The organism is Cupriavidus sp. FW216-B1, assembly GCF_058789195.1.
The window spans coordinates 251,435-265,316 of record NZ_JBYTEL010000008.1 but is presented as its reverse complement, the minus strand read 5'-3'; the positions used below and the strand labels follow the sequence as shown (position 1 = coordinate 265,316).

18 protein-coding genes are annotated in these 13,882 nt (G+C 62.7%); 16 read left to right on the top strand and 2 right to left on the bottom strand.

Annotated features, from left to right (window positions below; all coding sequences use genetic code 11):
* Positions 1–106 precede the first annotated feature (106 nt).
* The 12 genes from AC3WXD_RS19270 to AC3WXD_RS19215 all read left to right on the top strand — a co-directional run bounded on the left by AC3WXD_RS19270 (position 107) and on the right by AC3WXD_RS19215 (position 7,156).
* A complete protein-coding gene (locus AC3WXD_RS19270) occupies positions 107–265 on the top strand; it encodes a hypothetical protein (protein WP_492324459.1) in 159 nt (52 codons plus the stop codon).
* Between the two features lie 316 nt (positions 266–581).
* Positions 582–1,631 (top strand): replication initiation factor domain-containing protein, encoded by a 1,050-nt coding sequence (locus AC3WXD_RS19265; protein ID WP_492324471.1) that lies wholly within the window; start codon positions 582–584, stop codon positions 1,629–1,631.
* 20 nt (positions 1,632–1,651) lie between these two features.
* Positions 1,652–1,954: a hypothetical protein gene (locus tag AC3WXD_RS19260; RefSeq protein WP_492324458.1), complete on the top strand. Its 303-nt coding sequence runs from the start codon at positions 1,652–1,654 to the stop codon at positions 1,952–1,954.
* A 2-nt stretch (positions 1,955–1,956) separates the two neighbouring features.
* On the top strand, positions 1,957–2,157 hold the full coding sequence (locus AC3WXD_RS19255) for a hypothetical protein (protein WP_492324457.1): 201 nt from the start codon (positions 1,957–1,959) through the stop codon (positions 2,155–2,157).
* A gap of 224 nt (positions 2,158–2,381) precedes the next feature.
* Complete coding sequence (locus AC3WXD_RS19250) at positions 2,382–2,516, top strand: hypothetical protein (protein ID WP_492324456.1); 135 nt, start codon at positions 2,382–2,384, stop codon at positions 2,514–2,516.
* 107 nt (positions 2,517–2,623) lie between these two features.
* A complete protein-coding gene (locus AC3WXD_RS19245) occupies positions 2,624–3,931 on the top strand; it encodes a hypothetical protein (protein ID WP_492324455.1) in 1,308 nt (435 codons plus the stop codon).
* Positions 3,932–3,942: 11 nt separating this feature from the next.
* A complete protein-coding gene (locus AC3WXD_RS19240) occupies positions 3,943–4,287 on the top strand; it encodes a DUF2523 family protein (RefSeq protein WP_492324454.1) in 345 nt (114 codons plus the stop codon).
* Positions 4,288–4,290: 3 nt separating this feature from the next.
* Positions 4,291–4,581 (top strand): hypothetical protein, encoded by a 291-nt coding sequence (locus AC3WXD_RS19235; RefSeq protein WP_492324453.1) that lies wholly within the window; start codon positions 4,291–4,293, stop codon positions 4,579–4,581.
* Positions 4,574–4,813 carry a hypothetical protein gene (locus AC3WXD_RS19230; protein ID WP_492324452.1) on the top strand — a complete coding sequence of 80 codons (240 nt, stop codon included), beginning with the start codon at positions 4,574–4,576 and terminating at the stop codon, positions 4,811–4,813. Before AC3WXD_RS19235 ends, AC3WXD_RS19230 begins: the two co-directional genes overlap by 8 nt.
* Positions 4,806–6,050: a zonular occludens toxin domain-containing protein gene (locus AC3WXD_RS19225; protein ID WP_492324451.1), complete on the top strand. Its 1,245-nt coding sequence runs from the start codon at positions 4,806–4,808 to the stop codon at positions 6,048–6,050. The genes AC3WXD_RS19230 and AC3WXD_RS19225 overlap by 8 nt, the downstream gene beginning before the upstream one ends.
* A gap of 40 nt (positions 6,051–6,090) precedes the next feature.
* Entirely contained in the window at positions 6,091–6,279 is a 189-nt protein-coding gene (locus AC3WXD_RS19220; protein ID WP_492324450.1) for a hypothetical protein, read from the top strand.
* Between the two features lie 112 nt (positions 6,280–6,391).
* Positions 6,392–7,156, top strand: a complete 765-nt coding sequence (locus tag AC3WXD_RS19215) for a hypothetical protein (protein ID WP_492324449.1) — start codon at positions 6,392–6,394, stop codon at positions 7,154–7,156.
* 1,058 nt (positions 7,157–8,214) lie between these two features.
* Here AC3WXD_RS19215 and AC3WXD_RS19210 read toward each other — a convergent pair.
* Both AC3WXD_RS19210 and AC3WXD_RS19205 read right to left on the bottom strand, forming a co-directional pair.
* Positions 8,215–8,955: an SDR family oxidoreductase gene (locus AC3WXD_RS19210; protein ID WP_492324448.1), complete on the bottom strand. Its 741-nt coding sequence runs from the start codon at positions 8,953–8,955 to the stop codon at positions 8,215–8,217.
* 83 nt (positions 8,956–9,038) lie between these two features.
* A complete protein-coding gene (locus tag AC3WXD_RS19205; RefSeq protein WP_492324447.1) occupies positions 9,039–9,695 on the bottom strand; it encodes a TetR/AcrR family transcriptional regulator in 657 nt (218 codons plus the stop codon).
* A gap of 119 nt (positions 9,696–9,814) precedes the next feature.
* Here AC3WXD_RS19205 and AC3WXD_RS19200 point away from each other — a divergent pair, with 119 nt between their 5' ends.
* The 4 genes from AC3WXD_RS19200 to AC3WXD_RS19185 all read left to right on the top strand — a co-directional run bounded on the left by AC3WXD_RS19200 (position 9,815) and on the right by AC3WXD_RS19185 (position 13,768).
* Positions 9,815–10,630: an IclR family transcriptional regulator gene (locus tag AC3WXD_RS19200; RefSeq protein ID WP_492324446.1), complete on the top strand. Its 816-nt coding sequence runs from the start codon at positions 9,815–9,817 to the stop codon at positions 10,628–10,630.
* Positions 10,631–10,775: 145 nt separating this feature from the next.
* Complete coding sequence (locus tag AC3WXD_RS19195) at positions 10,776–11,669, top strand: TauD/TfdA dioxygenase family protein (protein WP_492324445.1); 894 nt, start codon at positions 10,776–10,778, stop codon at positions 11,667–11,669.
* Between the two features lie 73 nt (positions 11,670–11,742).
* Positions 11,743–12,720, top strand: a complete 978-nt coding sequence (locus AC3WXD_RS19190) for a tripartite tricarboxylate transporter substrate binding protein (RefSeq protein WP_020206922.1) — start codon at positions 11,743–11,745, stop codon at positions 12,718–12,720.
* A 115-nt stretch (positions 12,721–12,835) separates the two neighbouring features.
* Positions 12,836–13,768, top strand: a complete 933-nt coding sequence (locus AC3WXD_RS19185) for a 3-hydroxyacyl-CoA dehydrogenase (protein ID WP_020206921.1) — start codon at positions 12,836–12,838, stop codon at positions 13,766–13,768.
* Positions 13,769–13,882 lie beyond the last annotated feature (114 nt).

Sequence of the window (13,882 nt, the reverse complement as noted above, 5' to 3'; positions counted from 1 at the left end):
CGTTTGCAGTGGGCGTAGGCGCTGCTGCCGCGATTGGTGCGTGGGCGGGGCTGTGGGTGGCGACGCGCATCGCCTCGGCGCTCGTGGACGTTCGGAGGGGCGCGTGATGCTGCAATTTCTCGTTGGCTACCTGCTTGGTTCGGCGGAAGGTGCGCCGTCGCGTTCGTTGACCGATTTCGAATTGATCGGGTTGGTTGCGGGGGTCTTGCTCATCGTTCTGGTTGGCGTGCCTGCGATGGTTCGCTTTTTCAGGCGGGGATTGTGATGTTGCGGGACTTTTTCTTTTACGGGCTGCTGGCGGTTGCGTTCGTGATTTTTAACTCGTGGGTCCTTTCTTCGGCGGGGCTGTAATGGGTCGCATGTCGGAGTTGTCAGCAAGTGGGAAAGCTGTTGCCGCTCGGGTAGCGGGTGTGGCGGTGGGGCCGGTGCGGGACGCCGGAGGCGCGCGCAAGGATGAGCACGCCGGAGGCGTCCCGCTTGCGGGACACCCCTCCATGTCGGACGTGCGGAGTTCTCCCCTCACTAATAGGGGGGAACTGGAAGAGCCAGCCATTGCGGGCCACGATGATGTGCGCCTCGTGATGGCCGATACGGGCGAGTTGAAAGTGGTGTCTGTCCGGGTGCCGGTCAATGGCCAGATCGCGATCATCGACGGTATGCGCTTTGTGATCGGTGAAGAGACGTTCGCGGGCGTGGCCGATGGCGTGGATGACGAAGCGTATGTGCGGGCCACTAGCGAGGCGTTGGAAGGCATCTTCGGCTTCGGGCTGACGCGCAACCTCGGCCAGCGTCGAGACTTCTACGGCGAGACGTGGGAGCTTGGCGACAACTGGGGGCATGTGGGCTTCGGTGGTGCGAAGCAGAACGCGACGATTCTGGTGTCGCTGTCGGGGCAGGGGAGCATCGCGGCCAAGCCGGGTTGGGAAGCACGGCTTCATGCCTTCCTGGTATCGCGGGCGAAGCGTCCGGTGATTACGCGCGTGGACCTCGCGCATGACTGGTTCGATGGTGAGGTCACGGTTGATCAGTTGGATCAGATGCATACCGAGGGCTTCTTCACGAATGCCTACACCATCCCCGATTGCCAGCACGCGGGCAACTGGAAGTTTCCCAACGGGAAGGGTCGCACGGTGTATATCGGCACGCGCAAGGCGGGCCTGATGTTCCGGGGGTATGAGAAAGGGATGGAACAGGGCGATACCACGTCACCGTGGGTGCGGGGCGAGGTCGAGATGTCGAACAAATCCCGGCTGATTCCGTTTGGCGTGCTGCTCGATCCGAGCGGCTATTTCATGGGCGCGTACCGCAAGGCATTCGCGCACCTGACATTGACGGTGACGCCGCAACGGGCCGAGATCAAGCGCAAGACGGCACAGAACAGTGTGGACGTGGCTATCAAGCTGATCTGCACGCAGTACGGCAAGTACATCGGTGTGCTGGCTGATTTCTACGGTGCGGATGAGTTCGTCCAGATGGTGCGCAACCGGTTGGGCGAGTGGCCCAAGCGCCTGAAGGTGCCGGACTACTTCTATGCGGACACGCCAGTACATCGGCAAGAGCGCCGCCAGTCTTTCAACGAATTCAAACTCGACCCCAGCGACTATAGCGGCGCGCTGGGCACGGTCGCATAGCCGCGGGGAAGGGGTTTCTGATGCGTTTCAAGACGGAAGTGCAGGTGCTCGGCATGAAGTCGAGCAAGGGCGCGATGGATAACGGCCAGACGTATGACAGTACCAAGGCCTACATCGTGACACCGCTGGATTCGTCCAAGGGCACGGCCAAGGGCATGGCGGCAGGCGAGTACACCATCGGCACATCCGATGAGTTCGCCAAGTACGAAAAGCTGCCGTTCCCGTTCATGGCGATGGCCGACATGGAAATCGTCAGCAACGGCAAGACGTCCAAGACCATCGTGCACAGCCTCGTGCCGGCGCCGGTCGCGAAGCAGGGCTGACCATGAGCGCGGTCGTGTTCGTGGTGCAAGAGGTGGAGTCGGGGCAGTTCCTGTGCCCGTACACCGGGGACGTGGGCTTCACGCACCGCCTCAAGGACGCGGGCACGTTTGATACGCGCGAAGAGGCATTTGAGACCGCCTGCGATCACTGTGATGAGGCATTCGACGTGATCGCGGTGGTCAATGAAGGGAAAGGGGGCTGATTGTGGGCGATACGTGTTGCACCGTCGCGCAGTTGGCAGCGATTGGCATCACGCCGGCTGACGTGCTCTATGCGTACAAGTGGGGTTTTGCGGCGGTGCTGACGGCATGGTCGTTTGGCTTCGCGGTGGGTGTGGCGGTAGATGTGATTCGTAAGGTGTAAGGGCATAAGCCCGACCGTGGCCGGGGCGGTTTCCTCGGCAACCTAGTCTCAGGGAGAAATGAAATGACCGAAATCTTCGCCGCAGTGGATCTGTCGACGGTGGCTACCTTCGTGGGCGCAACCGGCGTGCTGATCGTCGGTATCGCGCTCGCGTTCAAGGGCATCAGCCTGGCCAAGCGCGGCGTGAACAAGGCCTAAGCAGTCATGGCCACGGGGGCGTTGGTGGCGCTGTTCTATGTGCTGGTCGCTATGCTCGGCGGTATCAGCGCCCTTTGTTTCATCCTCGCTTTTCGGGGGCGGGCAACATGATGAAAAAATCGGTTGGTTGGGTCATTGCAGCGCTGTTTCTAGCGCTGTTTTTCTTTGTGCGTGGCGCTCATGCGTCTGTTGTTCCGTTGACGTGGCCGGATGCTGTGATGTCGACGGCAGCGGGGTCTGTGGCGACAAAAACTGCGACGGTTGCCGGGGGGGCTGTGACGGCTAATTTGACGACGCAAGTATCGAGCAAGTTGATAACGGTGCCGGCATCGTGGCGGCTGGCGTCGAATGCGCCTCGTGTCGCAGCAGCAGCGCTTCGGCTGAATCCGATTGGCTTGGGCACGTCGATTCTGTTGTCGTGGGCTGCACAGTACGGCATCCAGTGGATCAATGACCAATGGCAAACGGCTGTGGTGGGCGCGCCCGGGGATGCGCCGGGCACGGGGTACTACTACAACGGGACCGTTGCGACGATGGCGCCTAGCCCGGCTGAGGCGTGTCAGAAGCTGGGGGATTTGTGGTGGGCTAATGCGACGGCCTATTGGCCGAATTGGGGCATGTCGACGGCTGTCGACGCGGCGTATCGGTGTACCGTGACGTTGACGGCTAAGGTGGGCGGCACGAAGCAGTATCCCTACTCGAATACTGCTGTGGTGCGTATGGCGAACCAGTATCCAGCGCAGTGGACGCCAGCGGATCAGGCTGTGTGGGATGCCAAGGCGTGGAATCTGACGGATGCGGTGGCGCAAGACATTTTGAAGGGTGATGTGAAGCTGCCGTTGGATTCGCCGATGGTGGATACGCGTCGTCAGGTGGTGCCGCTGTCGAGTCCGTACAAGGACCCGGTAACGGGCAAGACGATGGAGGACGTGGCCTATATCACGCCCTCGCCGGATGGTCAGACGGCGGATGTGCAGGTCGCTAAGCAAGAGGTTGACCCTGCGACAGGGCAACCGGTTACGGATGCGTCTGGGGCACCAGTGGCGCCGCAAAAGCAAGAGGACCCGTGTGTGGGTCATGAGACGCGCGTTGGCTGTATGGAAAAGGGCGAGATTGCGGATTCGCCTATGCCTGAGGTTCCCAAGCTCTATGAGCAGAAGTATCCGGAGGGCATCGCCGGCGTGTGGGAGGCCAATAAGCCGGATGTGAAAAGCACCGCGTTCTATCAGGGCGTCGCCAGCATGTTTCCGAGCTTTGGTGCGGGTCAGTGTCCCGTGTGGCACATGTCGTTCAACCTGGGCGCGGCGGGTAATTTCGGCGTCGGTGATCTGACTGTGCCGTGTTGGATTTTTCAGGCGCTTGGGTTGGTCATGCTCGCGACGGCCACCTTCACGGCACGGAAAATCCTGTTCTGAGGGGAGGGGGCATGGGTGCATTTTTTTCGGCGGTGCTGACGAAGATCGTTGCGCTTGCGTCATGGGTTGGTGCGTTGGTCTCGGCTGCTTTTGCCTCGTTCTGGCTGCTGGGCACGGATGTGGTCTGCTGGGTCATGGAAGGGGCCTTGAAGGTGTTGCAGACCATTTTGAATGGTCTGCCCGGTGCGGATGCGTTTTCGGCTCTCAACCCGGCTCAATACATCAGTGGCGCGCCGGCTGATCTGGTGAACATGATTGGCCTGATGCGAGTGGGGGAAGGGCTCGCAATTATTCTCGCGGCGATCGCTATCAAGTTGGTGTTGCAGGTCATACCTTTTACACGGTTGGGGAGCTAAGGCATGGATTTGTTCGGGATTCGGGCACGCCGTGCGCGTGCAAAGCTTCTGGAAAAACTGCTGGACTTACATGCCGAGTTGACCGAAGAGTATCGGGATGCGGTGGCGGCCTACCAGGAATGGAAGGATGAGTTGGAGGACAGCGGGAACGATCCGTACAGCAAGTTCATGGACAAGGAGGACACAGAGGACTGGTTGGGTGGGCGGGTCTATGCCTTTGCGCGCAAGCTTGAGCTGATCTCGGACCGTATCGAGTCGTTGCGTGATCGCGATTGTGGGGACGACGATGAGTGAGTACACCTATGAGGCGCTGCGGGGCTTCGAATCTCAAGTGCAGGAAAGGCTGGACGATGTGCAGGACCAGCTAGACCGGCTTGATGAAAATGATGAGGTGATGCGCGAGCCGTTGCGCGAGGTGTTGGAGGCTCGACAGCAGTCGCTCATGGCGAAGTTCTTCAACATTCAGGAAGCGTTGGTTTCGCTTTCTGAGGCGCGCGAGGAAGCCGGGGAATACGACGATGATTAACCTGTTGCTGGGTGCGCCGGGCGGTGGTAAGTCGTATGAGGCGGTAGCCTTTCACGTGCTGGTAGCGCTCAACACCGGGCGTAAGGTCATCACGAATCTGCCGCTGGTGCTGGATGAATTTCCGCCTGAGCAGCGTGCGTTGCTGGATATTCGCACGGAGGCTAGGGGCAAGGCGCCGCGTCGGTCGGGGGCGGGTATTGATGACGTGGAGCTTGCCGGGTATCCGGGGCTGTTGAAGGGTGTGGAGGATGAGGACGATGAAGTGTTGCGTCGACCGTTCTCCACGCCAGAGTGCTATGGCGATCCTTGGCGGCATCCGGATAACGGGGCTGGCCCGTTGTATGTCATTGATGAGTGTCACATGTGCCTGCCGCGGGAAAAGACGCTGCGGAAGGTGCGCGAGTGGTACTCGTTGCATCGGCATGAGCTGGCTGACGTGCTGTTGATTACGCAGAGCTACGGCAAGGTGCACCGGGATGTGATCGAGCTGGTGCAGGTCTGCTATCGGGTGCGCAAGGCGACGGCTTTCGGCTCGAACAATGGCTACATCCGTAAGGTGTTTGATGGCGTCAAGGGGGATTGCGTCAACACCAGCGTGCGCAAGTACGACAAGCGCTATTTCAAGTTCTACAAGTCGCACACCAAGACTAGTCAGGCCGGCGCCGAGCTGGCGGCCAATGACATTGTGCCGCTGTGGAAGCGCTGGCCGTTTATCGGCTTGGCGCTGTGTGTGCTGCTGTTCCTTGGGATATTGGCTAGCGGCAAGGACTTGAATCCGATGAAGGCGCCTGTGCCGAAACATGTGGTCACGAAAGCGAAGCCGGCACCTGTTGCCGCATCTGCGGTCGTGCCGGCCGCGCCTTCATCTGCCGTGCGCAAGGATGAGCACGGCGAGGGGGCGGGGGCGGCCGGAGGTGTGCCAGGGCGTCATGCGGAGTCCAAGGGGCATCCGTTCGCGGGCCTTGGTATTCACGTGACGGGCTATGGCGCGATTGGGGGTAGGCGCTTCTATGCGGTGGTGATGTCGCAGAACGGGCAGCGCATTTTCAGCACTACCTCGGTGGAGCTGGTGGAGGCGGGCTACAGGGTCAAGCGCATCAGCGATTGCGCGATGGGGCTGACCTATGGCGAGGTTGAGATTGTGGCGGTATGCGACGCGCCGCAGATCGGCGTGACGCCCGGCGACGGTACGCTGACGCAGAGGCCGAAGCCTAGCGAGGCAGGTGTCGGGGCGTGATTTCCGTTACGTGCAAGGCGTAACGAAATAGGAGGGGTAGATGGGTAAGGTGCTGGTGGAGATTGTTGCGTACCTGTTTGGGCAGGTCGCCTTCATTGTGGCGTTGTTCTATGGCACGAATCTTCGGATAGAGCATGGATGGACGTTTTGGGGTGGCGTCGGTATTGGGTTCGCATGTGCTGTGGTCGTGTATGTATCGAGAAAGCTGCAGGGCGTTTCAGGCGTCTAGCGTCAGCCGAGTCAGGCTGCTGGTGCGTAATTTTCGTTACGGGTAAAGTGTAACGGCAATTGAATTATCGTTACGGGTAACGTAAAATACAAACATAGACAGGGAGCCGAATATGCGTGACGTAACGGATAATGTGACTGGTGAGCTTGAGGTGACGGTGAAGCGTGGCCGGGGCCGTCCGCGCAAGGAAGGGGCGTTGACCAATGCGCAACGTCAGGCTGCTTACCGTGCTCGCAAGGCGAATATTCGTAACTCTCGAGACGTAACGTTATCTGTCTCGCAGGCATCGACGTTGGTCGACACATACGATGAGTGCCGCCTCGAGGTCGAGGATTTGCGTGCCGAGCTGGCCGAAGCGTACGAGACCATCGATGAGATGACTGACGAACTCGTGCCACTGCGGGCTATGCAGGCTCGCGTAGATGAAGGCGGCGAGGTGGATCGTAAGAAGATCCAAGATCTGTCGGATACGGTCCATCGGAAGGTGTCGCAGATAGGTCAGCTGCAGGGTCAATTGGCATATGCTGAAGAGGAGCGGAGCAAGGCGTTTGCTGCCGTGGACAAGCTCCAGGCCGAGCTGGCCGTTGCGAAGAAGGACGCCGAAAAATCCGTTACGCCTGCTGGTAACGTAAATGCGCAGCAGTTTGAGGCGTTGCTGTCGCTGCTGGATGAGGCGTGCAAGGTCCGTCGCAGTGAGTCGGTGGCGCGTATCGTTAAGGCATCGGCTTGGCCTGAGCTTGTGGCCGGTGAGCTGGCGTTGTCGAAGGGGCTGCGCGAAGATCTTGAGCGTGCTGTGATGGGGCAGACCACGGCGGAAATTCTGGCTGGGTGGGAGAAGGACGAAACCGTTACGCGCAAGGCAGTAACGAAAAAGTGAGCGTAACGGAAACGGTAACGAAAAAGCGTCCGATCAGTCGGGCGTTTTTCATTTGGCGTCGCAGCTCGCGAGCCGTTGACCCCCTCTCTCTGCAAGCCGGGCCGAAGGCCAATCTCCCGCCGCGTTTGTGCTCTCATGGCGTTGCTCTGAGGGCTCGTGGCGCTCTTGCGTTCCTAGTTGTGTTTATCCGCGGCCGCAGCTGAGCTGAAATTGCTGATCACGTAGAGACTGGTGGTTTCGTTTGAGGTGGTCCATGTTTTGCCATGCATTGACCTGTCGCATAGCGTTTTCGTTGGCTCGTATTCCGCTCTCTATGGCGTCGCATTGGCTTCTGCGGCTGTTTTCTGTCTGTGCTATTTGCGCTTGATCGCGCGCTATCTGAGTCTGGTAGGCGTGTTGTTCTGACTCGCGGCTGGCGAGGTATGCCTTTTCTTGTTGTTTGACGATTGCGCTCTTGCCGACTGTGGAAACGCTGCCCCCTGGTGATGTGGTGATGTTGGTGTAGCCGGCTGGGCAAACGTCATCGATATAGAGTATTTTGTTTCCATTGCGGCACTTGGTTGTGCCGTTTGCTAGGCTCGACACGAGAATTAGAGCCAGCGCTAGAAATTGACGGGGGTGCATGTCGGAAGAGGAAAAGCGAGAGACGGCAAGGGAGATTCGGCATCTGTACTACTTCATTCGGACGCTACGGCGTGGGATTCAGGATGCAGCTCGACGTCGATACTACCGGAAGATCGTACATAAGAAAAAACGCCTGCTAGATGCAGGCGTTTCAAAGAGGGAGGTGTTGGATTTGTTGGCCTGTTGCAGGTCAGCTCGGTGCCAGTTTCGGGCTTGTTTGGATTGCTCGGATCGCCTTTTGTAGTGCCTGCCAAAGTCGCCTACGATTTGACATAATCATCATTATGCGAAAATCAGATGCCAGAACCACCATGACCAACCCCAGCTTCCAGGCACTCAAGAAAACCGCACCCACCCAAAATCCACCATCCCCCAACACCGAACCCGCCCACGCAAGCCGGCAGCAAAGCGACGGCCGCGCCCCCACGCTAAAGCTACAGCGTAAAACCCCCATCAATAGTCAGACTTGCCCCGGTAACGTAACCCGCCTCATCCCCCGCAAGATAAGCAACAAGACCGGCAATTTCCCCGGGCTGCGCCACTCGTTTCAGCGGATTCATTCCCGCCAGCATGTCGAGCGCGCCCGCGGTCATGTCCGTTTCCGTGGGGCCGGGCTGGATGTTGTTGACGGTGATGCCTCGCGGCGCCAGATCGAGCGCGATGCCCTTGACCATGCCGGCGAGCGCGGTCTTGGTTAGCTGATACACGCTGGCGCCGGGCGTGCGGGTGTGGAGCGCGACATTGCTGCCGATCGTGATCACGCGCGCGCCGGGCTTCAGATGCGGCACGGTGGCCTGGATCGACAGATACACGCCGCGGACGTTGACGTTCAGCATCAGGTCGAGATCCTCGAGGCTGACCGCGTCGATGGTGCCCATGCGGAAGACGCCCGCGTTGACGACCGTCACGTCGATGTCGCCGAATCGCTCCACCGCCTGTGCGACGGCGTTGCGGATCGCGGCCGGGTCGGCGCTGTCGGCCTGTATCGCGAGTGCCTGGCCGCCCTGCTCCGCGATGCGATCGACGAGGATTTTCGCCTTGTCGGCGCTCGACACATAGGTGAATGCGACAGCGAAGCCATCCGTGGCGAGACGGTCGACGATTGCCGCGCCGATGCCGCGCGAGCCGCCGAATACGAGTGCTGCCTTGCGTGCCTGTGCACTTGCCTGGTTCATTTTTCCTTCCTTTATGGATCAATCAGTCAATAACAGACCAAAAAAAAAGCGCCTGCCTCGCTGGCGAGGCGCGCGCCAGATTCTCAAACCGCCTTGAGGCGGCCAACAGCGAATTCCGCGAGCGTGTGCAGCGCTTCCCGGTCGGCGCCGGCGCGGGCGGCAACCTGCAGACCGGCCATCGTCGTCTGGATGAAGGCGGCGGCCTGCGCGGGATCGGCAGCGGGATCGATCTCGCCGATCTCCTGCGCTTCCCGGATCCGCTCCACGATGCGTGCCCCGAGTGTCACGGCGACGCGATGCGCCATGTCGAGGACCTCGGCATCCGTGGTGCCGAACTCGCCCACCGCGCACACCCCGAGGCAGCCCAGCGCCCGTTGCCCGTCGTCGTCGGCAATAAGCCCGCGGAGTAGTTCACGCATGCCGTCCAACGGCGACGCGGCTGCGTTCAGCCGCTTCAGATGCCCCGCCAGCACGTTCTGCTGATAGGTCTGCAGGACTTCCAGGTACAACTGCCGCTTGTCGCCGAAGGCGTTGTACATGCTCTGCCGGCCGATGCCCATCGCCTTGAGCAGATCGTCGGTCGACGTCGCGGCGAAGCCTTTGGCCCAGAACAGCCTGGTTGCCGTGGCCAGCGCGGCGTCGCGATCGAATTCCCGTGGTCTCACCATGCCGGCAACGATAGTGATTATGGATCGATGTGTCAATAACAAATGAAAAGACGCCCATCGACCGCTTGTCATGCCGGGTCCGCGATGCCGGCCTAGTACAACCCTCGGTTCCGTACCGGTGCCAAAGGCTCGTATCATGGGCAACACGCCAAAGAGGCCGATCGGCCCGCCTAGTGCCCTAGCCCCCAGCCATGCCCGAATCTCCGATCAAGACATCGAAACGCGTCTTCGAAATCTTCGAGGCGTTTGAAAACGTGCAGCGCCCTATGGCGCTGAAGGACTTCACCCAGCGCTTCGGCTATCCGCCGTCGAGCGCGTCCGCGGTGCTCAAGAGCCTCGTCGCGCTCGGCTACCTGGACTACGACCGGTTCTCGCGCACCTACATGCCCACCATGCGCATCACCTCGCTGGGCAACTGGATTCAGCAGGCCATCTTCGGCCAGAACGAAGAAGTGCTGCGGCTGATGCAGCAGTTGTCGGAGGCGTTCGGCGAGTGCATCACGCTCAGCGCGCAGAGCGACCTCTACGTCCAGTACGTCTACCTGATTCCCTCGCGCCTGCCGATCTGGTACTCGGTCCCGATCGGCACGATCCGGCCCCTGGCCCGCTCCGGCAGCGGCTGGATCATGCTGGGCGCGCGCACCGATGCGGAGATCGAGGAGCTGGTGCGCCGCATCAACTTCCACGAGCCCGATCCGGCCCGGAAGGTGAAGCTCGCCGAGCTGATGGCGCATGTCGAGCAGGGCCGCCGCGATGGCTACCTGTTCAACAAGCACACGCTCGAGCCGGGCGCCGGCGGCATCTGCATGGTGCTGCCCGAGCGGCGCTTCGGCCGGCTGTTCGCGCTGGCCGTCTCCGGCCCGGTCGAGCGCCTGGAGACCATCCAGGAGCGTGTCATACACGCGATGCGCGAGGGCATCGCGGCACTGGACACGGCCGCGCCGCGGCCGGCCGGCGGCTTGGAAGTCCCCGCCGGCACCGCTCGTTCCGAAGCCGCTCCCTGCTGACCGCTTCCCCTCCTTTCATATATGTGTAAATGCAGGCGGGAGGCGCCTTTCCCGCCTGTCCGCCCAGGGCGCGGTGCTAGACTTTTTGCCACGTAACCGGGCGCCGCGATGGCGCCCCGCTACGCACAAGAAAAGGAGACAAGTCATGCGCATCGAGCAATTGCACGAAGAGTTTGGGGCGGAGATCAGCGGCATCAACCTGATCGACGCGGTATCGAATGCCGATGCCTTCGCGGCGGTACGCGCCGCGTTCGAAGAGCATTCGCTGCTGGTCTGGCGCGACCAGCCGATCAGCGACGACATCCAGGCCACCTTCTCGCGTGGCTTCGGCCCGCTCGAGCTGGTCAAGGTCGGCTCCGTCGGGCATGGCACGTTCTACTCGCGGATGAACAACATCGGCCCCGACGGGCAGGTCGTGCCGCTGCGGGACATGGCGATGATCGTGGCGCGCGCCAACCAGCTATGGCATACCGACAGCTCGTTCAAGCGCCTGCCGGCGCTGGCTTCGGTGCTGTCGGCCCGCGTCATTCCCGAACAGGGCGGCGAGACCGAGTTCACCTCCACGCGCGCCGCCTGGGAGCGCCTGGACGCCGCGGAGCAGTCCCGGCTGCGCGATGCGGTCGCCATCCACAGCTACGCCACCTCGCGCAACAAGATCGATCCCGGCATGATGACGCCGGAGGAGCACGCTGCCCTGCCCCCGGTGCGCCGCCGCCTGACCTGGCGCAATCCGGTCAACGGCCGCTGCGCCCTGTACCTCGCCTCGCACGCGGGCGCCATCGAAGGCATGGCGCCGCAGGAGGGCGCGGCGCTGCTGGAGAGCCTCGTCGCGCGCGCCACCGAACCCGGCCATACCTATGTGCACGCCTGGCGCCCGGGCGACGTGATCATGTGGGACAACCGCGCCACGATGCACCGCGGCCGCCCCTGGGGCGGAACCCTGCCCCGCTCCATCGTGCGCACCACCATTTCCGCCTCCCTCGTGGACGGGCTGGAAGACGTCCTGCCGGAATTGTGGGCCCAGCGCGCCGCGGCCTGACCCCCGTTCGCGGCAAAGCCCGACAGCAGATACAACAGGCACGCTCGACAGAAGCGGCCAAGAAGGAGACAACATGAAATCCAAGTTCGCCCTCGCCAGTTGCCTGGTCGGCGCTGTGCTCGGCGCCGGCGCCGCGCAGGCGGCCGGGCCGTATCCGGACAAGCCGGTCCGCATCGTGGTGCCCTACCCGGCCGGCGGCTCCACCGACATCCTCACGCGGCTGCTCGCCAAGGGCCTGACCAAGCGCTGGGGCCAGGCCGTCGTGGTCGACAACCGCGGCGGGGCATCGGGCATCATCGGCACCGAGGTCGCGGCCCGCGCCGATCCGGACGGCTACACGCTGCTGATGAACGGCAACGGCCCGCATACGATCAACGTCAGCCTGTTCGAAAAACTGCCCTACGACCCGGTCAGGGATTTCGTGCCCATCGTGCGCGGCATGACGATCCCGCTGCTGATGGTGGCGCCGGCCAACGCGCCCTACAACGACGTGAAGTCGTTCATCGCCTGGGCCAAGGCGAACAAGAGCACCGCCAACTATTGCTCCATCGGCCCGGGGTCGCCTTCGCACCTGGCCGGGGAGCTCTTCAAGTCGATGGCCGCCCTGCCCCAGCTCACGCACGTGCCCTACAAGGGCAGCGGCCCGGCCATCGTCGACACCATCGCCGGCACCTGCCACATCCTGTTCGACGCGGCGCTGTCGTCCGGGCCGCAGGTGAAGAACCGCAAGCTCAAGCTGCTGGCGATCGGCACCGAGCAGCGCGACTCGTCCTGGCCCGACACGCCGACCGTGGCCGAAAGCGGCCTGCCCGGCTTCAGCGCCTACACCTGGAGCGCGCTGTTCGCGCCCGCCGGCACGCCGCCGGCGATCGTGAAGAAGATCCAGCAGGATGCCGACGCCGTGCTGCGCAGCCCCGAGCTCAAGGCCGCGCTCGTCGAGCAGGGCGCGCAGGCCGGCGGCGGCTCGTCGGAGGAGCTGGCCAGGTTCGTCGATACCGAGATCGCCAAATGGGGCAAGGTCATCAAGGACGGGCACATCACCATGAACTGACCCGCCGCGCCGGCGCGGCGCAGGCCGGCGCGCAACCTCCCCCGCCAATCGTTCCCGCTGGGGAACATCGCAACAACAGTTGCAACAACAGCCGCAACAACAGGAACACTCGACGATGGAAAAAATCGCAATCATTGGCGCCGGCCTGATCGGCTGCGCCTGGGCATCGGTGTTCGCCCGCGCCGGCCACACGGTGACGCTGTACGACGTCGACAAGGACGCGGTGGCCACCGCGCGCGGCACCATCCTGGCCGCGCTGGCCGGGCAGCATGAGCTCGGCCTGATCGGCGAAGCGCCGGAATCCGTGATCGAGCGGGTGCGCGTCACGCAGTCGCTCGAGGAAGCCATGCGCGGCGCGGACTTCGTGCAGGAAAACGTGCGGGAAACCGTTGCCGCGAAGCGCGAAGTCTACGCGCTGCTCGACAAGCTCGCGGGGCCCGACACGCTGATCGCCAGCTCGACCTCGGGCATTCCGGCGTCGAGCTTCACCGAGGACCTGGCCGGCCGGCGGCGCTACTTCGTCGGCCATCCGATCAATCCGCCGTCCGTGGTGCCGCTGGTCGAACTGGTGCCGGCGCCGTGGACCGACCCGGACGTGATCGAGCGCGCAAGCGCCATCTATGCGCGCGCGGGCCAGGTGCCGATCATCGTGAAGCGCGAGATCCAGGGCTTCATCGTCAACCGCCTTCAAGGCGCCCTGCTCGCCGAAGCGTTCCGGCTGGTGGAAGACGGTTATGTGAGCGGAGCCGACATCGACAAGGCGGTCAAGGACGGACTCGGCCTGCGCTGGTCGTTCATGGGGCCGATGGAGACCATCGACCTCAACGCGCCGGGCGGCCTGCGCGACTATTGCGGGCGCTATGGCCCGCTCTACCTCGACATCGCAAAGCAGGCCACGCCGCGGCAATGGGACGATGCGCTGATCGGCAAGCTCGAACAGGAGCGCCTTGCCGAACTGCCCGCCGACCAGCGCGCGGCGCGCCAGGCCTGGCGCGACCTGCGCCTCATGCAGCTGGTCGCGCACAAGCGCGGCGCGCCCAGCGAATAGCCCGCCATCGGGGCGCCAAGGCGAGCCCGCCGGACGGAGCACGGCCTGTATGGGCCAGCCGGGCGAGGCATCCGCCAGGCTCGCGCCGGACGGCATGCCCCGGTGGCCGGAGCC